Origin of the sequence: Mycetocola manganoxydans (assembly GCF_003667545.1) — a bacterium.
GTDB classification, from domain to species: Bacteria; Actinomycetota; Actinomycetes; order Actinomycetales; family Microbacteriaceae; genus Mycetocola_A; species Mycetocola_A manganoxydans.
On the sequence record NZ_RCUV01000005.1, the window covers coordinates 1 to 20906 of the forward strand.

The 20906-nt window shown below is 65.6% G+C and carries 18 protein-coding genes; 5 read left to right on the plus strand and 13 right to left on the minus strand.

Going from position 1 to position 20906, the window contains the following annotated elements; genetic code table 11:
• The coding region (locus D9V29_RS03950) for an SIS domain-containing protein (protein WP_121672041.1) at positions 1-407 on the minus strand (407 nt) is incomplete at its 3' end.
• 100 nt (positions 408-507) lie between these two features.
• Here D9V29_RS03950 and D9V29_RS03955 point away from each other — a divergent pair.
• Together D9V29_RS03955 and D9V29_RS03960 are read left to right on the plus strand one after the other, a co-directional pair.
• Positions 508-1356 carry a LuxR C-terminal-related transcriptional regulator gene (locus tag D9V29_RS03955; RefSeq protein WP_121672042.1) on the plus strand — a complete coding sequence of 283 codons (849 nt, stop codon included), beginning with the start codon at positions 508-510 and terminating at the stop codon, positions 1354-1356.
• Between the two features lie 305 nt (positions 1357-1661).
• Complete coding sequence (locus D9V29_RS03960) at positions 1662-2609, plus strand: formate/nitrite transporter family protein (protein WP_121672043.1); 948 nt, start codon at positions 1662-1664, stop codon at positions 2607-2609.
• Positions 2610-2707: 98 nt separating this feature from the next.
• On the opposite strand, the gene D9V29_RS03965 is transcribed toward D9V29_RS03960, so the two are convergent.
• From D9V29_RS03965 to D9V29_RS03980, 4 genes are all read right to left on the minus strand, one after another.
• Positions 2708-3529 (minus strand): zinc-ribbon domain-containing protein, encoded by an 822-nt coding sequence (locus tag D9V29_RS03965; protein ID WP_121672044.1) that lies wholly within the window; start codon positions 3527-3529, stop codon positions 2708-2710.
• Between the two features lie 79 nt (positions 3530-3608).
• The gene (locus D9V29_RS03970) at positions 3609-5252 is read right to left on the minus strand and encodes an ABC1 kinase family protein (protein WP_229790368.1); all 1644 of its coding nucleotides are present in this window, start codon (positions 5250-5252) and stop codon (positions 3609-3611) included.
• Between the two features lie 93 nt (positions 5253-5345).
• On the minus strand, positions 5346-8036 hold the full coding sequence (locus tag D9V29_RS03975) for a cation-translocating P-type ATPase (RefSeq protein ID WP_121672314.1): 2691 nt from the start codon (positions 8034-8036) through the stop codon (positions 5346-5348).
• Between the two features lie 127 nt (positions 8037-8163).
• A complete protein-coding gene (locus D9V29_RS03980) occupies positions 8164-8850 on the minus strand; it encodes a DNA alkylation repair protein (protein ID WP_121672046.1) in 687 nt (228 codons plus the stop codon).
• A 95-nt stretch (positions 8851-8945) separates the two neighbouring features.
• Here D9V29_RS03980 and arfB point away from each other — a divergent pair, with 95 nt between their 5' ends.
• Positions 8946-9368 carry an alternative ribosome rescue aminoacyl-tRNA hydrolase ArfB gene (gene arfB / locus D9V29_RS03985; RefSeq protein ID WP_121672047.1) on the plus strand — a complete coding sequence of 141 codons (423 nt, stop codon included), beginning with the start codon at positions 8946-8948 and terminating at the stop codon, positions 9366-9368.
• Positions 9369-9424: 56 nt separating this feature from the next.
• On the opposite strand, the gene D9V29_RS03990 is transcribed toward arfB, so the two are convergent.
• From D9V29_RS03990 to D9V29_RS04020, 7 genes are all read right to left on the minus strand, one after another.
• Positions 9425-11563 carry a M6 family metallopeptidase gene (locus D9V29_RS03990; protein WP_121672048.1) on the minus strand — a complete coding sequence of 713 codons (2139 nt, stop codon included), beginning with the start codon at positions 11561-11563 and terminating at the stop codon, positions 9425-9427.
• A gap of 304 nt (positions 11564-11867) precedes the next feature.
• Positions 11868-13487 (minus strand): alpha-amylase family glycosyl hydrolase, encoded by a 1620-nt coding sequence (locus D9V29_RS03995; protein ID WP_121672049.1) that lies wholly within the window; start codon positions 13485-13487, stop codon positions 11868-11870.
• A complete protein-coding gene (locus D9V29_RS04000; protein ID WP_121672050.1) occupies positions 13487-14368 on the minus strand; it encodes a carbohydrate ABC transporter permease in 882 nt (293 codons plus the stop codon). The genes D9V29_RS03995 and D9V29_RS04000 overlap by 1 nt, the downstream gene beginning before the upstream one ends.
• A complete protein-coding gene (locus D9V29_RS04005) occupies positions 14365-15351 on the minus strand; it encodes a carbohydrate ABC transporter permease (RefSeq protein ID WP_229790367.1) in 987 nt (328 codons plus the stop codon). Before D9V29_RS04005 ends, D9V29_RS04000 begins: the two co-directional genes overlap by 4 nt.
• A gap of 67 nt (positions 15352-15418) precedes the next feature.
• Positions 15419-16735 (minus strand): ABC transporter substrate-binding protein, encoded by a 1317-nt coding sequence (locus D9V29_RS04010; RefSeq protein ID WP_121672051.1) that lies wholly within the window; start codon positions 16733-16735, stop codon positions 15419-15421.
• A 40-nt stretch (positions 16736-16775) separates the two neighbouring features.
• The gene (locus D9V29_RS04015) at positions 16776-17759 is read right to left on the minus strand and encodes a LacI family DNA-binding transcriptional regulator (RefSeq protein ID WP_121672052.1); all 984 of its coding nucleotides are present in this window, start codon (positions 17757-17759) and stop codon (positions 16776-16778) included.
• A 109-nt stretch (positions 17760-17868) separates the two neighbouring features.
• The gene (locus D9V29_RS04020) at positions 17869-18714 is read right to left on the minus strand and encodes an alpha/beta fold hydrolase (protein ID WP_121672053.1); all 846 of its coding nucleotides are present in this window, start codon (positions 18712-18714) and stop codon (positions 17869-17871) included.
• A gap of 23 nt (positions 18715-18737) precedes the next feature.
• Here D9V29_RS04020 and D9V29_RS04025 point away from each other — a divergent pair, with 23 nt between their 5' ends.
• Entirely contained in the window at positions 18738-19340 is a 603-nt protein-coding gene (locus tag D9V29_RS04025; RefSeq protein WP_121672054.1) for a TetR/AcrR family transcriptional regulator, read from the plus strand.
• 1 nt (position 19341) lies between these two features.
• Here D9V29_RS04025 and D9V29_RS04030 read toward each other — a convergent pair whose 3' ends face one another.
• Positions 19342-19947, minus strand: coding sequence for a LysE/ArgO family amino acid transporter (locus tag D9V29_RS04030; RefSeq protein WP_121672055.1), 606 nt, complete (start codon positions 19945-19947; stop codon positions 19342-19344).
• Between the two features lie 72 nt (positions 19948-20019).
• Between D9V29_RS04030 and D9V29_RS04035 the strand changes: the two genes are divergently transcribed.
• Positions 20020-20904 carry a LysR family transcriptional regulator ArgP gene (locus D9V29_RS04035; protein ID WP_121672056.1) on the plus strand — a complete coding sequence of 295 codons (885 nt, stop codon included), beginning with the start codon at positions 20020-20022 and terminating at the stop codon, positions 20902-20904.
• The last annotated feature ends 2 nt before the right edge of the window (positions 20905-20906 follow it).

Below are 20906 nucleotides of genomic sequence, written 5' to 3' on the forward strand. Positions count from 1 at the left end.
GCTAGCGGGGAGTCTGCTGCGGTGGTGATCACAGCGACATCCGCTCCCGCGTTCACCGCGGCATCCGCTCCCCGGACGATCGAGGTGGTGGTGCCGGATCCGCTCGCCGTCAGGAGCACGTCGCCCGGGCCGATGGCCGGCGCTGTCACCTCGCCGACGATGTGCACGTTCAGGCCGAGGTGCATCAGGCGCATGGCCGTCATCTGGAGCGCGAGGCCGGAGCGCCCTGCACCGAGGACGAAAACGCGGTGTGCGCCCGCGAGTGTCTCAGCGACGGCATCAAGGTTGTCTGCCTGCTCGTCGCCCAGAGCGACGATGGTCGCGGTGAGTTCGTCGAGAATGGTCGAGAGGGATGCCGTCGCTCCGGTTTCGGATGGCGACGTCACGTCGGGGGTTACTGCGGTCATGTTCTCATCGTCGCCGGTTCGTGGAGCCGAGGAGCCCGCCCGGACGTGCAGTCTTCCTACCCATCGGGATAGGGACAGGTGGCGGGGGTAGGTTGGGACGGTGAGCACCAGCAATGATCTTCCGTCCCCGGTCTCCCGCCGACTTCAGCTCGAGCACGCCCAGGCGGTGGCGGAGCAGGCCGATCGCCATGCGGTCACGCTCGAGTCGATCCTCGCCGTACTCCGGTCATCGCGACTGGACGACCGCGCGAGCCGCACGATGGCGCTCGACCTGGCATCCGCCGCGTTGATCGGACTGCGCAGTACGACCGACGAGCAGCGAGGCACCATGCTCGAACCGGTCGACGGAGCCTTTGCGCGACTGCGCTCCGACCTGCGACCCCTCGCGCGGTTCGGCGGACTCGATGTCCAGTTCGTCGAACCGCCGACGGCCGGGCGGGCGTTGCCGGGTGAAGTCGCGCACGCTGCACGGGCGATCGTCCGGAGTGCCGTCCTCGCCCTCGTCGACCAGGAGGAGGCGAAGCGGGTGCGCATTCAGTGGGACTGTGACGGACTCAACCTGCTGATCGGCATCCGCGATGATGGGAGGGGCGAGATCACCGGGCACGACGATTCGCTTCGGCCGATCGCGGAACGGGTTGCGGCGCTCGACGGCGACCTCGAGGTGTCGTCCACGACGGGCTGGGGGACGTCGCTCGAGATTCGGCTGCCACTGGATCCGCCGGCAGAGGCGGAGCCGCTCGAGGACTCCGTCGGTTTCAGCGCGCGAGAGCGCGACGTTCTGCGCCTGGTCGCCTCAGGTGCGCGCAACCGCGCCATCGCCGATCAGCTGGGAATCACCGACAACACGGTGAAGTTCCACGTGTCGAATCTGCTCCGCAAGGCGGGTGTCCGCACCCGGGGTGAATTGACCGCGATCGCCGCCGGGTCCGCGCGCGGTCATCACTAGCTCAGGACGCGTCCTCGACGGTGTCGACCGCGTCGACCGACCGCAGAAGTGCCTGCTTCTTCATCCCTACCTCCGCTTCGTCGCCTGATGTATGTCCTGTGCACACCGCGGCGGCGGCGGCAACGGTCGCGGCTCAGCGCATTCTGCGGCCGGCGATTCACCTCACACGTGACCGAAGAGGCTGAGAGCCAACGGTAATACAAGCGGATTCCGCGAGACACGGAGGTGAAACGCGCGAGACATAGATTCGGTTGCAACCAGCCGCACGCTGACTTCGAAGCACAGCCGAACCCGAAGGGGATCCTATGTCCTACGTCAAACCACACGATCTCGTGACAACGATGATCGACGCGGGTGAAGCGAAGATTTTCATGTCGACCCGCGACACCCTTGTCCGTTCGACGATGGGCGGCGCGATGCTCACCATCGCCGCTGCCTTCGCCATCACCGTCAGTGTCACGAGTGGCAGCCCGCTCCTCGGCGCGATCCTCTTCCCGGTTGGGTTCATCATGCTGTACCTCTTCGGGTACGACCTCCTCACCGGTGTCTTCGTTCTCGGGCCGCTGGCCTGGCTCGACAAGCGGCCAGGAGTGACGGTGGGCGGTGTCCTGCGCAACTGGGGGCTCGTCTTCGTCGGCAACTTCATCGGGGCGTTCACTGTCGCCGTGCTCATGGCGATCGTCGTCACCTACGGCTTCTCGATGCCTCCGAACGAAGTGGGTCAGGCGATCGGTCACATCGGAGAGGGGCGAACCGTCGGGTACGCCGAACACGGTGCCGCCGGGATGCTCACGCTCTTCATCCGCGGAGTGCTGTGTAACTGGATGGTGTCCACCGGTGTCGCGATGGCGATGATCGCCAAAGACGTGCCGGGAAAGATGATCGCGATGTGGATGCCGATCATGCTGTTCTTCTTCATGGGCTTCGAACACTCGATCGTCAACATGTTCCTCTTCCCCTCCGGCCTGCTGCTCGGTGGCGACTTCACGATCATGGACTACCTGATCTGGAACGAGATCCCCACCGTGATCGGCAACCTCGTCGGTGGGCTCTTCTTCACCGCTATCCCGCTGTACCTGACCTACGGTCGGCCGAGCGCACGTCGCACACCGGGAATCCGCCGCACCAAGCGCTCACGGGGAAAGGTCGCGGCGTCGGTTCCGGCACCGGCCGGTGAGAACCGCGCGAACGACTCAGAGCTGGTCGGAGCGTCGGCGCAGCGATCCACGCTGCAGGGCTCCGGCTCGGCATGACCGTCTGAGGTCGGGCGCTGATCGGGCGGTGAGGGCGGCTGATGCCACCCTCACCGCTTCCGTTCGCCGAGCGGCGGGTCAGGTCAGGTCAGGTCAGGTCAGGTCAGATAGGCGTCGACCAGGAGCGGTCCGCGGATGTCTCGAAAGGTCTCGAGCAGGCGCTCCATTCCTCGGCCGGTCACGTTCGACACTTGCAGATCAAAGGGTCCCAGCTTCTCGAGCTTGCCGGTCCTGATCCGCACGACCTCCCATCCCACCGCGCGAAGCGCCCGATCCTTCCGGCGATCAGCGGCCTCACGCTTGCCGACGTGTTCGAGCCCATGTCGCCCGGTGCTGTCGTACTCGACGGCGATGCGCAGCTCGGGGAGCACAAGATCCGGCCAGACCTCAAGATGGTCGAAGAAGGGGCGGGCCAGGCGCACGGCGTTCATCCCCGGCGTCACGGCCAGGCGGGAGAACAGGTCCTGCCGCAGTTGCCCTTCGACGGCGGATGCCGGTCGGGGCGCACACGCGCTCAGGAACGGTTCGCCCGTCGGCAGGGACGGCGTCTTGCCACAAACAACACGCGCCGGCTGGGGAGCTCGCGGTGTGAGCGAAGGAGTGCGGATGCGAGGGGGCTTCGCGAGCGCGGCACAGTCCGGGCACCATGCCGACTTGCGGCGTTCCCGGCCCGGCCGGGAGCGTTGCTCCTCGGGTGTGGCGACGAAAGTATGACCGGATTCGCACGTCCAGAGCAGCAGGACGTCGGCAGCGGGTGGGATCTGGGTCAGCAGGATCCCGGCGTTGCGATCGGGCAGGTACTGGCGGATCAGCGCGGGGTATGGCGCCCAGGCTTCACGGTAGATTCCGGCCGGGTAGGGAACGTCGACGCCTCGGGAGAACTGGCGTCGTGCCCACCACAGCTCGATTCTCTCCGGCATGGTGGCACGGTAACAGTGGCCACCGACACGAGCCTGCCGGGGGAATTCAGCACCGGCTTATCCGGCGGGGGGACGGGAACTATCGGTGGCGGCGCGACGTCCAGAGCAGGTAGCCCGACAGCGACCCGACCACCGTGACGCCGGCCCCCAGGAGCGAGTTCGACCACGGTCGCCATCTGCGCTCGCTGACGACGAGTTCACCGACTCCGTTGATGAGCGCGGCCGCGATCAGCCCGGCGACGAGGCGGTTCCCGATACGCTCAGCCCGAGTCATCAGCGGTTCGAGCTCCGCGGCACGAAGGTGTACCTCGACTCCTGACCGGTCGGTGCGTTCGAGGATGCGACGGAGCCGGGTCGGCAGTTCCAACATGAGGGCACCGGCGTCGCTTGACGCGCGATACATCCGCTGCGACAGGGCAGCGACAGACAGCCGTTCTCTCAACAGTTTGCGCACGTAGGGAGTCAGGACTCCCATCAGGTCGAAATCAGGGTTCAGCTGGACGCCGATTCCCTCAACCATGATCAGCACCTTGAACATCAGGGCCACTTCGCGCGGCAGCTGGAGCTTTTGCTGCCGGACGATCGTGAGCAGCACCGTTGCCAGCCTCGCAAACTTGATCTCGCTCAGAGTCTTGTTGCTGTAGTCGGCGACGAAGGAAGCCATCCGTTCCCGAAGCTGGTCCCGGTCAGCACCGGACGTGGTCACCGAGATGTCGAGCAGGGCATCGGCAAGGTCGCCGGGCTGACGCCGGGTGAACGCGACCAGAAAATCGACGAATCTGTCCCTGAGTTCGGGGTCGAGCTCACCGACCATTCCGAAATCGATGAGGGTGATCGACCCATCGGGCTGCACGAACAGGTTGCCGGGGTGCGGATCAGCGTGGAAGAAGCCATCCTCGAAGACCATCCGCAGCACCAGCTGTGCTCCCGTTTGGGCAAGCAGCGGCCGGTCGACACCGGCAGCGTCGAGGGCCTGGACATCGGAGATCCGGATGCCGGACACCCGCTCCAGCGTGAGCACGCGCGAGGTGGTGGTATCCCAGAACACCCGCGGAATCGCCACGTCCGCTCTGCTTTCGAAGTTATCGGCGAATCGTTCCGCATTCTTCGCTTCGCGGAGGTAATCGAGTTCTCCCCTCAACGTGTCCGAAAACTCCTGGACGAGACCACGCACGTTGTACGTGCGTGCCGGTGCCCACAGGCGGCTCGCGCGTTCGGCGAGGTTGCGCAGAATCTCGAGGTCCTCGTTGACCATCCTGACGGCATCCGGTCGACGGATTTTCACGACGACCTGTGTGCCGTCGGGAAGGGTGGCGGTGTGCGCCTGACCGATCGAAGCGGATGCCAGCGGCTTGTCGTCAAATGTCGCGAAGACCCGGCTCGGATCATCGCCCAGCTCTGCCCGGATCGCCTCAGCGATCGCGTCGATCGGGACCGGCGGTGCGGCGTCCTGCAGCTTGGAGAGCTCGAGGATGTAAGCAGGGGGAAGCAGGTCGGGACGTGTTGACAGCAGCTGGCCGAGCTTGACGAAAGTCGGTCCCAGTTCCTCGAGAACGAGGCGCAGGCGAACAGCGATGCTGCGGGGCGATTCGTCGGGCGGAGCGAATGCGTTCCTGACGAACGGGACTCGGTGCCTGATGCCGACGGCGGACGCGAGAAAGCCCATTCCATGGCGAGCGAGAGTCTCGGCGATCTCCTGATATCGGTTCGGAATTACCCTCACGTGGAACTGCTCCCTGCTGAGGCGTCTCGGGCCTTCGTCGTGTGCGGGCCAGCCTATTCGGTTCTCAGGTGTCGAGGAACAGATTGCGCAGCATCACCGGGCGGGTGCCGGGATCCTGTCGCGGCGGTGGGACCAGCGACGCACGAACTTCTCGGCCTCCACGATGAGCAGAACGCTCGATCCGACGGCGAAACAGGCCGCCCATTGCCACGGGCTGAGCGGGGTGATGCCGAGCGCATCGGCCGACACTGGCCACTGCATCGCACCCCAGTGCAGGAGGAGGGCACCGACAGACGTGAAGAGCAGCGGTTTGTTGCCGAGTGGGTTCAGCTGGAACAGGGAGCGGTACTGCGCCCTGGCGCTGAAGATCTGGAAGAAGTTGAGCGCGACGAAGGCGGTCAGCGCGAATGTGCGGGCCTCGACTTCGGGCATCCCGGTCTCGAGCGCCCAGGTGAAGACCACGAGAATCGCCCCTGCCATCCACATCGCCGTTATTCCGGCGCGATACCAGAGGGTGCGGGAGAGCAGACCCTCGGACCTCGCGCGCGGTGGCCGCTTGAGTTCTTCCCCCTCGGCAGCCTCGAGCGCGAGGGCGATGTCCTGAACGCCGTTGGTGACGATGTTGATCCACAACATCTGAAGCGGCAGGAACAGCAGCGGCTGGTCGAGAACCACGTTCACGGACATCGCCAGCAGCGCGGCAGCGCCCGTCGACAAGAGAAAGAATGTGGCCTTCCGGATCGCTGCGAACGTGACCCGACCCTGTTCGACGGCGTGGACGATCGTGACGAAATTGTCGTCGGTCAGAACGAGGTCGGCCGACTCACGGGCGACATCCGTTCCCGACCGGCCCATGGCGACACCGATGGCTGCGGCTTTGAGGGCCGGTGCGTCGTTCACCCCGTCGCCGGTCACCGCCACGACGTGGTCCGCTGCCTGCAAGAGACGCACGATCCTCAGTTTGTCCTGCGGGGTGACCCGTGCGGCGACGCTGACCTCCGCGAGCCGCTGCGTGAGTGCGTCGTCGTCGAGGTCTGCCATCTCGGCGCCGGTGAGAGGAGGCACGTCGGTCCGCAGGCCGAGCCGTTTCGCGATCGCCGTCGCGGTCAGCGGCTGGTCACCGGTGATCATCTTCACGGCGATCCCCGCCTGCTGGCATGCCCTGATCGCGGATGCCACGTCGGCGCGAGGCGGATCCGACATCCCCTGCAGGCCGAGGAAGGTGAGCCCGCTCGGCGTGGGGAGGGGTGAGGGGAGATCTTCATCGGGTCCGAGCGTCCGGGCAGCCGTCGCGATCACACGCAGGCCGTCAGCGGCCATGCGCTTGTTGGCGTCCTGAACGAGCTCCTCGTCGAGGTCAGCGAGGCCGGAATGCCGGGCGAGGGAATCCGACATCGACAGCAGGGTGTCCGCTGCGCCCTTCACGTGAAGCGTTCGTTCGCCGTTCTCATTCATCCTGACCGTCTGCGAATATCGGAGATCCGGCTCGTACGGCATATGAGCGGAGGGCGACTCGGCGCGTCTCTCTTCGTCCAGCACATCGAATTCGAGCGCGATTCGCGCCATCGCGACGTCGACGGCGTCACCGGACAAATCGGAGTGGGAACCCCCTCGGGCTGCCTCGTTCGTGAGCGCCCCGGTCAGCAGCACAGCCTTGACCGTCGGCGAGTCGGACGCAGGTGCGTCTCGATTCCCGGTCAGGTCGACGGTGGCATCCGGTGTCCAGATCCGCTCCACCGTCAGCAGGTTCTGGGTCAGCGTCCCTGTCTTGTCCGACGCGATGACGGTTGTCGACCCGAGAGTTTCGACAGAAGGCAAGGTACGGAGAATCGCGTTGCGCTTCGCCATCCGCGACACCCCGACGCTCATCGCGACGGTCAGAACGATCGGCAGGGATTCCGGTATGGATGCCACGGCGAGCGCCACCGCTGTGCGAAACATGTCGGCGATGTCGTTGCCGGTGAGGATGCCGGCGATGAACACCAGCGTCACGGCGACGAGAACGATCAGCCCGATGCGCCGCTCCAGTTTGTGGGTGAGCATCTGCAGGGGGCCCTGTCCGGCTGGACCCTGAACGAGAGCGTTGATCTCACCCAGTTGCGTGCGTGCTCCGGTCGCGGTCACAACGCCGACTCCGCGACCGCTCGTGACGAATGTGCCGCTGAACGCCATGTTCGAACGCTCACCCGAGGGGGAGTCGACCGGCACAGCGGCGGAGCGTTTGGTGGCGGCGACCGACTCGCCTGTCAGCATGGACTCGTCGAGCCGGAGAGCGTTTGCCTCGATGAGCCGCATGTCCGCGGGGATCCGCTCGCCGCTTTCCACGAGCACGACGTCACCGGGAACCACATCGGCGGCCGACACGACGTGCTCCGTTGCATCCCGTAAAACCCGGCAGGTGTCGACAGAAAGGGACTGGAGGGCGCGCACGTCGGCCTCGGCCTTGCGTTCCTGCCAGAAACCGAGGGCGGCGTTCAGCGCCAGGATGAGGGAGATCGCGATCGCATCGACCGGGTGGTCTGTCGCAGCGGAGATTACCGCGGCAACGACAAGGACGCCGATCACGGGGCTCAGGAACTGGCGCAGGAGGACGAGCCACCAGGGGGTTGCCGTGGCGAAGCTCAGTTCGTTCGGCCCGTACTGTCGCAGTCGATCTTCGGCCTCGCCGGAACGGAGCCCACTCGGGGTCGAGGAAAGCTCCTGGAGCACGTCGTCGCCGCTGAGCGCGGACCAGCTCCTGTGCGGTGCGGGCGTTGCTTGTGCGTCGGTCGGCCGTCGTGTCACGGGAACACCTCCGTCGTTGGCCGTGCGCCCATCGTAGTCCGAGGCCGACAACCGGTGAGCGCCTGTCAGACCTCGTGACCCAGTCTCTCAGACTTCGCGAGCCCTCGCCCGGCCGGTGACAGGACCGCTATTGGGCGTCCTGCCGGCGAACGATCTCGGCGATCCAGATAGGCGCGAACGGCGAGGTGCAGTTCGGGGGCGTCGGGTAATCCTTGAGAACTTCGAGGCGCTCGCCGATGTCGATCGCGCGTGCCCGGTACTCGGGGTGGGAGATTCCGATCTGCGCGAGGGTATTGTTCATCGCCCACTGGAGACGGTCAGGAGCATCCTTCATTTGCGCCTCGATGATGGTCAGCAACTCGTCGAGGTCGAGGCCATCGGGATGCTTCGCCACACGCTCCGTCGTCAGAGCCCAGCCGGCGCTGGCAACGATGGGGTCGGTGTCGGAGAACCAGACGACGCGCAGTTCCTCGACGTGCGGGCTCTTCTTCACCACGTAGTTCACGAGCCAGTCGTGAACCTTCGGGATCCGCGCCTCACGCAGCATCGCATCGAGTTCGTCGAGATCGAACGCCTTCGGCCGGCAGATGAGCAGGGCCAGGAGGCGGGCAGGGGTGCTCCCCGTTCGCCACAGTTCGAGTGCGAGGGGGTGCTGGGTCTTGAGCCGTTTGGCGATGCCGCGCAGCTTGCCGAGGTTCACCCCGTGGTCATCACCGTGTTTCTCGTTGATCTCGCGGGCTTTCGGGTCCTCGAGGGCGCCGAGTTCCGCCAGAAGTTCTTCTACGGTGATGTCTGGCACGGTCGTCTGGGCCACGGGAGCCTCCTGTCTGAGCTGTCGGTACTCAGCCTACGGCCGGGTACGGACACGGAGAGATACCGGTCTCTCGCGGTTCATGCGACGCTTCTCTTATGGACCTCGACGTGACGCCGACGCTCACGATTCCCGCCTCGGAGTTGCGCTGGCGGTTTTCCCGCTCGTCGGGACCCGGCGGGCAGCACGTGAATACCTCGGACAACCGAGTCGAGCTCCTCTGGGATGTGGCGGGTTCCGCCGCGCTCTCAGAGGAGCAACGTCTCCTGCTGCTCAGCCGTCTGGAGCGACGTCTGGTCGGTGGGGTTATCACCGTTACCGCTTCCGAGGAGCGTTCGCAGTTGCGCAATCGGGAGATCGCGCGGCGCAAACTTGCGGACATCGTGCGTGGGGGTGTGGCGCCGGCCGGACCCAGCCGTCGGGCGACGAAGCCGACCCGCGGCTCGAACCGGCGGCGTCTCGCAGCGAAGGGCCAGCGTTCCGAGACCAAAGCGCAACGTCGCAGACCGCCAGCCGAGTAGGAGACACGGAACGGCGCCCCTCCATTCGTGGAGAGGCGCCGTCTCGTATGTGGCGACTACTTCTTGCCGTTGCCCGTGTTCTTCACACCGAGGACGTAGTCCGCGTCGAGGAACATCAGGTCACCGGTCGGCATGTTCGACACGAGGGTCGCGAAGTCCCGGTTCGGGCCGTTCGCGCACTTCGTGTTGAAGCCCGGCTGCGAGATCGCGTCACCCTCGAGCCGGTAGACGAAGTTGCCCGCGCCATCCGTGATCTCGAACGGTGAGTTCACTCCCGGCGTGAGGTCACACGATGCCACGACCTGCAGGGTCCAATTGTTGTTCTGGAGTCCTGTCGTCTCGAACCACTCGCCCTCGGCGGAACTCACCGCTGCGGCGGCCCCGTTGACCAGAACGTCGTCGACGAACCAGCCCGTGTCGAGGTATGCCGCGTCGGTGGAGTAACGGAAGCGCACGTCCGTCACCCCTGCCGGGAGCTGGGCGGTGTAGTGCACGTATTCCGGGTCGTCGACGAAGTAGGCACCACCGGAGGTTCCGGTCAGGCCGTTACCCTCGGCGTTGTTGCCGTGCGGGTCTTCGTTGCTGGTGACGACCGTGCCGGCGTCATCGACGAGGGGAACGGTGACCCAGTCGCCGTCGACGAGTGCTTCGACGAATCCGTAGTCCCAGCCCTCCTCAATGAAGTGCCAGGTCCAGAAGTCGAGCGACGTCGCCGTCCCCGTCACATCCACGTCCAGGATGTTGTCCGACTGGCTCTCGTATCCCGCGTACCAGTGGGTGTCTCCGCTGTGCGGCGCGATCTGGGTGCTGTCCTCACCATCCAGAGACACGGTCACGGTCGGGCCGGGGTTCCGGAACCGTTCGACCTGCAGACCATAGGGGAGCGCCGTCGGTGATTGGCCGTTGGTGCGCTTGTCCCACTTGGGTGAGGGCTGGGCGCCCTGATTGCTTCCGCGCCCTCCGTAGAACTGGTCGTCTGCGATGTCGATCGTCCACTCGGTGAAGGCCGGGTCGCCGAAGTCGACCGCCTTGATGTCGAACAGGTCTGAGTCCTCATCGTCGAGGTAGATCGCGACAGCCCAGTCCTGGAACAGTTCCTCGGCCGAGCGGAGCGATGCGCCGGATTCAGCGTTGAACGTGTCGATCGCGGACTGCACGCCCTCCATTCCATCGGCTTCGTTCTCGAAGATCCGCTGGATCAGGAGGTCGCCACCGGCTCCATCGTTCTGGAGGTCGGGAGTGAAGGTGCCGTCGCCGTTGCCGCCCGCCTGCTCCCAGACATACTGGAAGTAGGTGTACGCGGCTCCGTAGTTCTCCAGGCCACCGCCCCACCGGGTCAGTGACGTCTCGGCGTAGAACACCTGATGGTAGGTCAGGTGTGAGCCACCCACGTCGTACCCGTTGAGGAACACCGCGAAGTCAGCGAGACCTTCATCGACCCAGGACAATTCCCCGGGATCGCTGTAGTTGTGCAGCAGATGCTCCAGTTCGTGGGCGATGACGCCCTCGTACAGCGTGGGCGAGTCATTGTCCGGGTCGTCGTCGCGCCATTCGGAATCGTTCGGCCCCACGCGGTTCGCCCAGTCGAACGCGTCGATGACGATGACGTTCATGCCGACCGAGTCGATGAAGTCGGGGGCGAAGTAGCCCGCTGTGTATGTGTCTGCGGCACAGTCGTAATAGTTGGCATCCTGCACGTTGTAGACAACCATGACGAGCGAGTCACTCGCCGGTTCGTCGGGATCGGCCGCATCCATGGGCCCGAAATGCTCTTCGTCGACGGCGACGATCTGGCTCGAGAGCTCGTTTCCCATGTAGTCGATCTGCGCCTGGGTCAGAACGAAGTCGGATGCCGCGCGATCGGAACACGGGACGAACTCGTCGTCCGGGTTGTGGTCGTACGCGGGGTCGAGACTGGCGACGCCGGTCGGAGCAGAACCGTCGAGCGGTGTGCCATCGGGCACGTAAATGTAGACCGGGGTGCCGTCCGGGGTGGCGCCGGCGTAGGCGCGGAAAAAGTTCTGGTCATACGTGCCACCGGCTTCACTGTCGTTGATCGGCAGGGTGATCCCTGCTTCACCCGGCAGGTTCTCGTGGTCGTCGGCGGATGCCGGGACGGTCGCCGTAGCGACGAGCGTTACGGCTAACGCGCAACCCAGTGAAACACCGAGTGCGCGTGTGCGGGGTTTGTGCACAGCTGTACCTCCAGTTGAGGGTCCAGCCGTTCGGCTAACTCATGATCTCCGTCGGCGGGACCGGTGAGGGCAGGCGATGCCTGCCGAATGCAAGCCAGTACACCACCAGAACGGGGTGCGAGGGAATGGCGGAGCCGCGAATTGCTCTGCGGAAGCACCGATCACGCGCGATTCTTGCGCCGCGCCGCACAACACGGCGACTTTCATCCGGGTGCCCAAGGTTGCGTTGCCACAATTGGTCGAGCCTTTCGCGATTCTCCAGCCGAAAGTGGCCACGCAACCCCGGTGCGGCCCATTGACAGCGTCAGCCGGCGCGCCAGAACCAGGCGGCGGTGTCGGGCTGCAGCGTGGCATCCGTTCCGTCGTCAGATCGAACGATCACCGTGCCAGCCGGGAGGGGAACGGGTTCGTCTCCCATCGCTATCGCAACACTCAGCCCGCCCTCGCGGTCACAGACGACGAGGCCGTTGGGTTCATGCCGCCAGGTGACGCGTTCGTCAGCGGGAAGGCCGTTCTCGAGCAGCGTTGTGCGCTCGCGCATCGCTTTCCGCAGCAGGTTCAGGGTGGAATCGGGGTTATCGTCCTGATTCTCCACCGACAACGCGCCCCAGCCGTCGGGGATGGGAAGCCAGGGCGTCACGTCGTCACCGGTGGTGAAACCGTGGGCGTTCCCCGGCCCGGCGGTCCACGGCAGCGGGATGCGCGCACCGTCACGACCGATTCCGCTGTGTACCCACATCGGGTCAACGCGTTGGTGCTGATCGATGTCGACCTCGGGCAGGGCAAGCTCCTGTCCCTGGTAGAGATACACGGCGCCCGGGAGGCCGAGCAGCGCCACCATTCCAGCACGCGCTCGCCGAAGCCCGCGCTCGCCACCGCCGAACCGGGTCACCGTGCGCACGAGGTCGTGGTTCTCCAGGGCCCAGCTCGGGGCTGAACCGTGCTCACGACGCGCCTTCTCGAGCTCCGAGCCGACCGCCGCCCACTCCGCGGGGTTCCAGCCGAGGCGGGCGAACGCGAACGCGAATGCCTGGTGCAGCTCGTCCGGGCGGGTGTAGCGGGCTGCGCGGTCGGGTTCGAGGTTCACCTCACCGACGAGCAGCCGTTCCGGCGAATACTCGTCGGCGATCGTCCGCCAACGGCGGTAGACGTCGTGCACCGGTTCCTGGTCGGTGACGAGCGGGTTCGAGCGCAACCCGTCGATCACCGTCGGAACAGCGGGGGAGTCCGGCATCCCCTCGGCCTTGAACAGGCCGTGCGCGACATCGATGCGGATGCCGTCAGCCCCCCGTTCGAACCAGAACCTCAGCACGTCGTCGAAGTAGTCGACCACGGCAGGGTTGCGCCAGTTCCAGTCGGGCTGCGCCGGGCTGAACAGGTGCAGGTACCACTGCCGGTCGTCGGGGGAGTCCGGCGCGACGCGGTGCCAGGCCGGGCCACCGAAAACGCTGATCCAGTTGTTCGGTGCGGCATCGCCGTTTCCGTCGGCGAAGTGGAACATCTCCCGCTCCGGGGAGCCCGGACCCGCGGCGACGGCCCGCAGGAACAGCGGATGCTCCACCGACGCGTGGTTCGGCACGATGTCGACGAGCACACGCAGACCGAGGGCGTGAGCCTCGGCGAGCAGGGAATCCACGTCGGCGAGTGTTCCGAACAGCGGATCGACGTCACAGTAGTCGCTGATGTCGTACCCCTGGTCCACTTGCGGCGAGCGCTGGAACGGGGTGATCCAGATTCCCTGGACGCCGAGCGATGCGATGTACGGCAAACGGTTACGGATGCCCTGGAGGTCACCGACGCCGTTTCCTGTGGAGTCGGCGAACGAGCGGGGGTAGACCTCGTAGATCACGGCGGTCCGCCACCAGTCCGCGGGCTGCCCGGGAAGATCGGAGGGAAGGGGAACGGTGGATGTGGCATCCGTCATTACTTGGTTGCTCCAGAGGTGAGGCCTTCAACGATACGTCGCTGGAAGAGCAGGATCATGATGACAAGAGGAATCGTGACGACGACACCGGCAGCCATCTGGGCGCCGTACGGGGCCTGGAAGTCGCTCGCACCGGTGAACTTCGAGATCGCGACGGTTGCGGTCTGGATGGCGGGGTCGTTGACCATCGACAGGGCGATGATGAACTCGTTCCAGCTGTGGATGAACGTCAGGATCGCCGTGGTGAAGACTCCGGGGGCGGCGAGCGGCAGCAGAACCAGCCGGAACGCCTGCCACTTGGTGCAGCCGTCGATCATCGCCGCTTGCTCCAGTTCGAACGGGAGCTGCTTCATGAATGTCGTGAGGTTCCACACGGCGAGCGGGATCGCGAACGACAGGCTCGGCACGATCATCGCCTGGTAGGTGTTGATCCACCCGATGTCGGAGAACAGCCGCAGCAGCGGCACGACGACCGAAATGCCGGGGAACATCGACGTCGCGATGACGATCGCGAGGATCGACGACTTGAACGGGAAGTTCAGCCGGGCGATGGCGTATGCCGCGAAGATACCGAGCACGAGGGCGAGGGCGGTTGTGATGCTCGCGACGATGAGGCTGTTGAGCAGCGCGGTCCCGAACATCGTCGACGAATCGAACACCTGAGCGTAGCTCTCGAGTGACCACGTCGTCGGCAACAGCGAGTTGTCGAAGATGTCGCCTGACCGGCGGAAGCTCGAGACGAGCATCCAGTAGAACGGCGCGAGGCAATAGACGGCGACGATGGCGATTCCGACGTACCGGAGAACGGCTGCGCCGGTGCCTTTTCTGCGGCGCTTGGCCGGCGGGGCAGTGCGCACGGTGGGCGCGGTGATGGTGGTCATCGGGCTGCCTTCCTTCTGGCGGTGCGCATTCGGCGCACGGACTTCTCTTCGGAGTCGCCGGCGACATTGGCACCGAGGAGCTTGATGAACACGAACGCGATGATCGCGACGTAGATCACGAGAATGATCGAGAAGGCGGATGCCGCCCCGTAGTTGAGCTGGTTCGATTCGTCCCACGCGAGAATCGACAGCGTCTCGACCGAACTCTTGCGCGGACCGATGAGCACGAACGGCAGATCGAACATCCGGAGAGAGTCGAGCAGACGGAAGAGCACGGCGACGAGGAGGGCGGGGCGCACGAGGGGAAGGGTGATCGACCAGAACTGGCGCCATCCGCTCGCGCCGTCGAGCTTGGCCGCTTCGTAGACCTCCTCGGGGATGATCTGCATGCCGGCGAGGACGAGCAGCCCGATGAACGGTGCCGTCTTCCAGACCTCTGCGGTGATGACGGCGATCTGGGCGGACATGCCTTCGGCGGTCCAGAGGATCTCCTGGTTGAGGAGCTCGTTGGCGATGCCGTTGGACTGGAAGATCCACCGCCACAGCAGACCGGACACCGCCGTCGGGATGGCCCACGGAACGAGGATGGCGGCGCGGAGGAACGCACGTCCCTTGAACGCGCGGTTCATCATGACCGCGAAAGCGACACCGATGACCGTCTCGAGCGAGACAGAGACGAAAGTGAAGAAAGAGGTGTTCCAGAGCGCATTGTAGAAACGAGGCGAGTCCGACCCGGTGAAGATGTCGAGGTAGTTCGCGATTCCAACGAAGGTTTCGCCCTCGACGACGAACCCGTCGGCATCGAGGCCGGACTGCGACGAGAACATCGACTGGTACACGGCCGAGAGGAGCGGATAGGCAATGACGAGGGCGAGGACGATGAAGGTGGGAGACAGCAGCGCTGTCGCCATGCTGCCTTCGCCCTTTCCCTTGGGGCGCGGTGTGCCGGTGCGAGGCGCATCAACGCTGAGGCTGGAGGTCATCTCGGAACCTTTCTGGAACCTGTCGGGGTGGTGGGCCGCCGGGCTACCGGCGGCCCACCGAGTGAGATCAGTCCGAGGTGATCTCGGTGAGGGCGTCCTGCAGGTCTGCGAGGGCATCCTCCGGTGACTTCTCACCGGTGAGTGCCGCGTAGATCTCGTCCTGGATCGCGGCCGTGGTCTCGCCGTACGCGACGACGCGCGGGCGGGGCTGGGCGTTCTCGAGCGACTCCAGCAGAGTCGGCAGGTACGGGAGCTTCTCGGTGGCTGCCTCGTCGGTGAAGAAGGACGAGAACACCGGTGCTCGCGAGCTCAGCTCGAGGCGCTTTTCTTCCTGCTCTTCACTGGTGAAGAAAGTGATGAAGTCGAGCGCCGTCGCCTTGTTCTCGGCGAAGGCCGAGATAGCGAGGTTGCGGCCGCCGATGGTCGACACGCCAGGCCCTGATTCGCCGGGGATCGCGCTGACGCCGAACTTGCCCTCGACGCCACTTGTTCCGTCTGTGGCCGAGAACGACGCATAGACGTACGGCCAGTTGCGCAGGAACACGAGGTTCCCGTCCTGGAACGCCTGGCGGCCCTGCTCCTCCTGGAACGTGATGGCGTTCTTGGGGATCATCCCGCTCTCGAACCCGTCCACGAGGAAGTTCAGCGCGGTGAGCGCTTCTGGAGTGTCGACGGTCGGTTTTCCCTCGTCGTCGAAGAGCGAGCCGCCGGCTGATCCGACGGCCTCGCTGAAGTTGACGGTGAGGCCCTCGTTCTTGTCGAACTGGCCGGCGTAGCACGACATTCCCTCGGCCTCGGGGAGCGCGAGCACTGCGTCACACGCCGCCTGCATCTCGTCCCAGGTCTGAGGCGCTTCGGCAACGCCGGCGGCTGTGAGCAGATCGCTGCGGGAGTACAGGAGCGCACCGTCGGTGTAGTACGGAGCGCCGTAGAGTACGTCGCGGTACGAGGCTGCTTCGACGGTCGCCGGGATGTGCTCGTCAAGCGGGAAGGCATCCTCGGGCAGCTCGGTGATCCAGCGGTTGGCAGCGAATTCGCTCGTCCAGACCACATCGAGGTTGAGGACGCTGTAGGTCTCGCCCTTGACCTGGGCGTTCTGCACCATCTGCTGGCGTTGCTGGTCGGCGTCGAGCGGAAGCTCCACCCATTCGACCTGCTCGTCGGGGTTGGCTTCGTTCCACTCGTCGATCGACTGCTGCGCGGCACCGGAGGCGTCCGGGCTGCTGACGTACTGGATCGGCCCGCGGCCTTCGAGTTCAGTTCCGGATCCGCCCGACTCCGCTGGCGGCGTCGTCGAACCCGAACATGCTGACAGGGCGATGGCCGCCGTGGCCATCATGGCGATACCGGCGACAGTGCGCCGGTCATGGCGTCGTTGCTTCATGAATGCTCCTCTTTCGTGATGCGGTGATTGGTGCGGTGGATCAGTGGGACGACAGCGGAGGCGCTGTCGTCCCTCTCGTGATGAGTCGGTGGGGCATGACCTTCTGGCCAGGGTCGGTCAGGCTGAGAAGTCGTTCGACAGCGAGTTCGCCCATCCGTTCGAGCGGCTGGGCGATCGTGCTGAGTGCCGGGTAGACATGAGTGGCGGTGCGGGTGTTGTCGAAGCCGAGCACCGAGATGTCATGCGGAACCCTGCGTCCGATGCGCTGGAGCTCGTTGACCACGGCGGCGCCCATCTCATCGCTCAACGCGAAGACGGCGGTGAGGTGGGGATCGGTTGCCAGCAGTCGGTGCAGCGCAGGGGGAGCGCTGTCGTACAGTGAGTTGCCCTGTTCGAGCACAGCGGGCCTGCCCGCTTCGGCCATGGCGCGCCGGTAACCGCGCTCCCGCACCGCGTTGACAAGGGTGGACTGCGGGTCGCCGGCGAGCAGGCCGATCCGCTCGTGGCCGAGCGCAAGTAGGTGCTTCGTTCCGTCGTAGGCCGCGCGCTCGTCGTCGATGCCGATGCTGGGAAAACGGATGCCGTCGCGAATGGCGACCGAGATGAGCGGCACGTTCGAACCCAGCACGCGGCGCATCTCCGGGGTGATCGCCGCTGAGATGAGGATGACTCCGGCCGAGCGGTAGGTGCGCAGTGTGCGGAGGTACCCCGGCGCGAAAGTCGAGCCCTGGCCGGTTCGGCCGAGCATCACCGAGTAGCCGCCCTCCCTGGCGGCGTGTTCGACGCCACTCATCACTTGCGAGGCGAGGGCATCCGAGACCATCGGGGCGAGTACGCCGATCACCGACGACTGCTTCATCTTGAGTCCGCGGGCGAAAGTGTCCGGTTCGTAGTGCAGGGCGGCGACGGCTTCCTCGACCCTGACCTTCGTCTCGTCCGAGTAGCCGACCAGTCCATTCACCACTCGCGACACGGTCGCGGGCGAGACTCCGGCCCGGCTGGCGACGTCGCGGATCGTGACCATAACGCCCTCCCTTGGACCGGCCCGCACCAGGTGCGAATCAAGTGGTAAATCGTTTACGTAACGTGCTCCGAAAGACTAAGGAGGGCCGGGGAGGTCACGCAAACGTTTACTAAACAGGGGAGTTGGTCGCAGGCACTCCCGCCCAGAAGTTCACGATCGACGTGGCCAGCGCTGCCGGCTGTTCGAGTGGAATGAGCGTGCGTGCGCGCTCGATCGTGACCGCCGTGGCATCCGGAGTGAGAGCGGCAGCCCGCTGTGCGTCGGCCGGGCTCCAGTCACCGCGGTCATCGGATGCCACGAAGAGGCTCGGAATCCGGATGTCGGCAAGGTGGCCGGTCACGTCTGAGCGGTCGAGGATGAACGAGCGGAGTGCGAATGCCATGCTCGAGCGCGTCGGGCGCCCGAGGGAGTCGAGAACGACCTGGCGCAGGTGGGAGTTCGACGCCGACTCCTCGGTCAGCATGGCGCTGACGATGGCCTCCCGCACCGGGCCAACAGGACCGGCAATCCGCAGCAGCGGCTTGAGCACCCCGATCTTCCGGCGAAGGTGTGGAGGGATCGGCTCGGTCGGTGAACTGATCGCCACGAAGCTGCGCAGGAGCGACGGATCCCGGGCGAGCTCATAACCGACGTGCCCGCCGAACGCATTGCCCACCCAGTCGACTCGGCCGGCATCGAGGGCCTTCAGGAGATCCCGCGCGGCCCCGGCTGCCTCGGCGATACTGCTTCGACGCCGGAGCGGCTGGCTCAGCCCCAGGCCAGGAGGATCGACGAGGACAAGACGGCGAGGCTCGCGCGACCCATCGAGCAGGAGGGTAAGGGTGGGGTCCCAGGTGTGGCTGTCGACGAACATCGATGACCAGAGAACCGTTGTGCGGCCTGTTCCGATGACGCGGGTGTGGAGTTGTCCGAGCCGGGTTTCGATTCGCTCGGTGTGTTCAGGGGGAGTGATCATTTTTTGATGTTAGCTTGACTAACATGAAAAGTCGACAGTATCGGATGACGACCCGCGCGGACGCAGTGGAACTGACGGGGGAGCGGATCATCGACGCGATGCTGGCCCGACTCCGGAGCACCCCGTACGAGCGAATCCGGCTGGAAGACGTTGCCTCCGACGCCGGGGTCACGCAGCAAACGGTCATCCGTCGGTTCGGAGGTAAGCCGGGGCTGATGACCGCCACGGTGGAGCGGGAGCTCGGCAGAATCATTCGAGCGCGTGAGGAGGCTGCCCAGTCGACCCCGTTCGAGACCATCCATGCCCTCGTCGACCATTACGAGTACTACGGTGCCCTGATCCTGAAGACCTACTCCGAAGCTCCGCTCGTGCCCGGGCTCCCAAAAATCGCCGCGCAGGGGCGCGCCTTCCACGTCGACTGGTGTCGTCGTGCGTTCGCCGGGCATTTGCGCCCGGCACCGGACGAGGTTTCACGGCGGGTTGATCTCGCGCAGGTCATCGCGATCTGTGATGCAACGACGTGGCGAATTCTCCGCCACGACGGGGGGCTCGACCCAACTGAGACCGAGCATGCTCTCGCAGAGTTGCTGCGGCCACTCCTCACCGTCGACGCACGCGACGACTGAGCTACAGCCCGAGCAGCAGGCTCGCCGCGATCGCGAGCATGACCACGGCGATGAGTGCGTCGAGGACGCGCCACGACACCGCCTCGGCGAAGAGGGGCCGGAGCAGACGAGAGCCGAAGCCGAGAGCCGTGAACCACACGATGCTTCCGGAGATCGCGCCGGCGGCGAACCACCAGCGTGCGTCTTCGTAGGTGGCTCCGATCGAGCCGAGGAGCACGACGGTATCGAGGTACACGTGCGGGTTGAGCCACGTGAGCGCGAGCGCCGTGGCGATGGCGGTTCCGAGAGGCACAGGCCTGCCCGAAGGGTCGGCGTCGAGCTTGCCGGGCCGAGCCGCGCGAACAGCCGAACGGACCCCATACCAGGTCAGGAATGCGGCACCGGCGATGCGCACGACGACCAGCAGCCAGTCCGCCTGTTCGATCAGCGCGCCCAGGCCCCAGATCCCGAGCGCGATCAGTATGGCATCCGAGAGCGCGCAGATCGCGACGATCCAGATCACGTGTTCTTTTCGCAGTCCCTGCCGGAGCACGAAGGCGTTCTGCGCACCGATGGCCACGATGAGGGAGAGGCCGAGCCCGAAACCGGCCAGCAGGGGAGACGTCATGGGTTCAACGCTAGAGGCTGTGCCACCATTCACGTAGCTAAAGAATCTTCAGGGCCATTAGTATCGCTAATTATGGACCTGTCCCAGCTGCAAGCCCTGCGGGCCGCCGTCGACACCGGCACGTTCGAGGCCGCCGCACGGGCGCTGCACGTCACGCCATCCGCGATTAGTCAGCGAATCCGGGCGCTCGAAAACGCCGTCGGCGGGCTGCTGTTACGCCGGACGAAACCGATCGAAGCGACAGCGCTCGGGGCCACCTATCTCAAGCTCGCCCGGCAGATCGCGTCATTGACAGCGGATGCCGCCGCAGAGGCGGCGCACGGAACCGGTGGTGAGTGGCCCGCGGTGTCCCTCGCGATCAACGGGGATTCGCTCGCGACGTGGGCACTTCCGGCGCTCGCGCCCCTGGCCAACGAGATCACCTTCGACATCCACCGGGAGGACCAGGACCATTCCGCTGAACTGCTGCGCGACGGAACGGTGATGGCAGCGATCACGACCCAGTCCACTCCGGTGCAGGGCTGCACCTCCGCTGCGCTCGGGATCATGCATTACCGCCCCGTGGCATCCCCGGCATTCGTCACCCGGTGGTTCGCGGGTGGGGTGAGCGCGGTGACCCTAGCGGCAGCGCCCGTGGTCGTTTTCGACGTGAAGGACGACATCCAGCACCGATACCTTCGGTCGTTCTCGCGCGCCAGGCTCGCACCGCCGCAGCACTTCGTCCCGGTGTCGGCCGACTTCGCCGAGGCGGTGAGGCTGGGCTTCGGCTGGGCCCTGCTGCCCGACCAGCAATCGAAGGGACTGCTGGAATCGGGCGACCTGGTCGAGCTCGACGCCGGCCAGACGGTCGATGTCGCCCTGTACTGGCAGCAATGGGCGTTACGCACTCGCGCCCTCGACCGCGTCGCCGAAGCGATGGCGGTCGCCGCGGCACGAGAGCTCACACCCGCGCGCTGACG

Bases quoted from the DNA above. Each gene is read 5' to 3' on its own strand.
- D9V29_RS04000 (WP_121672050.1), bottom strand. From the start codon at position 14,368: ATGACCACCATCACCGCGCCCACCGTGCGCACTGCCCCGCCGGCCAAG.
- D9V29_RS03995 (WP_121672049.1), bottom strand. From the start codon at position 13,487: ATGACGGATGCCACATCCACCGTTCCCCTTCCCTCCGATCTTCCCGGG.
- D9V29_RS04015 (WP_121672052.1), bottom strand. From the start codon at position 17,759: ATGGTCACGATCCGCGACGTCGCCAGCCGGGCCGGAGTCTCGCCCGCG.
- D9V29_RS04005 (WP_229790367.1), bottom strand. From the start codon at position 15,351: ATGACCTCCAGCCTCAGCGTTGATGCGCCTCGCACCGGCACACCGCGC.
- D9V29_RS04010 (WP_121672051.1), bottom strand. From the start codon at position 16,735: ATGAAGCAACGACGCCATGACCGGCGCACTGTCGCCGGTATCGCCATG.
- D9V29_RS04020 (WP_121672053.1), bottom strand. From the start codon at position 18,714: ATGATCACTCCCCCTGAACACACCGAGCGAATCGAAACCCGGCTCGGA.
- arfB (WP_121672047.1), top strand. From the start codon at position 8,946: ATGGACCTCGACGTGACGCCGACGCTCACGATTCCCGCCTCGGAGTTG.
- D9V29_RS04035 (WP_121672056.1), top strand. From the start codon at position 20,020: ATGGACCTGTCCCAGCTGCAAGCCCTGCGGGCCGCCGTCGACACCGGC.
- D9V29_RS04030 (WP_121672055.1), bottom strand. From the start codon at position 19,947: ATGACGTCTCCCCTGCTGGCCGGTTTCGGGCTCGGCCTCTCCCTCATC.
- D9V29_RS03960 (WP_121672043.1), top strand. From the start codon at position 1,662: ATGTCCTACGTCAAACCACACGATCTCGTGACAACGATGATCGACGCG.
- D9V29_RS04025 (WP_121672054.1), top strand. From the start codon at position 18,738: ATGAAAAGTCGACAGTATCGGATGACGACCCGCGCGGACGCAGTGGAA.
- D9V29_RS03965 (WP_121672044.1), bottom strand. From the start codon at position 3,529: ATGCCGGAGAGAATCGAGCTGTGGTGGGCACGACGCCAGTTCTCCCGA.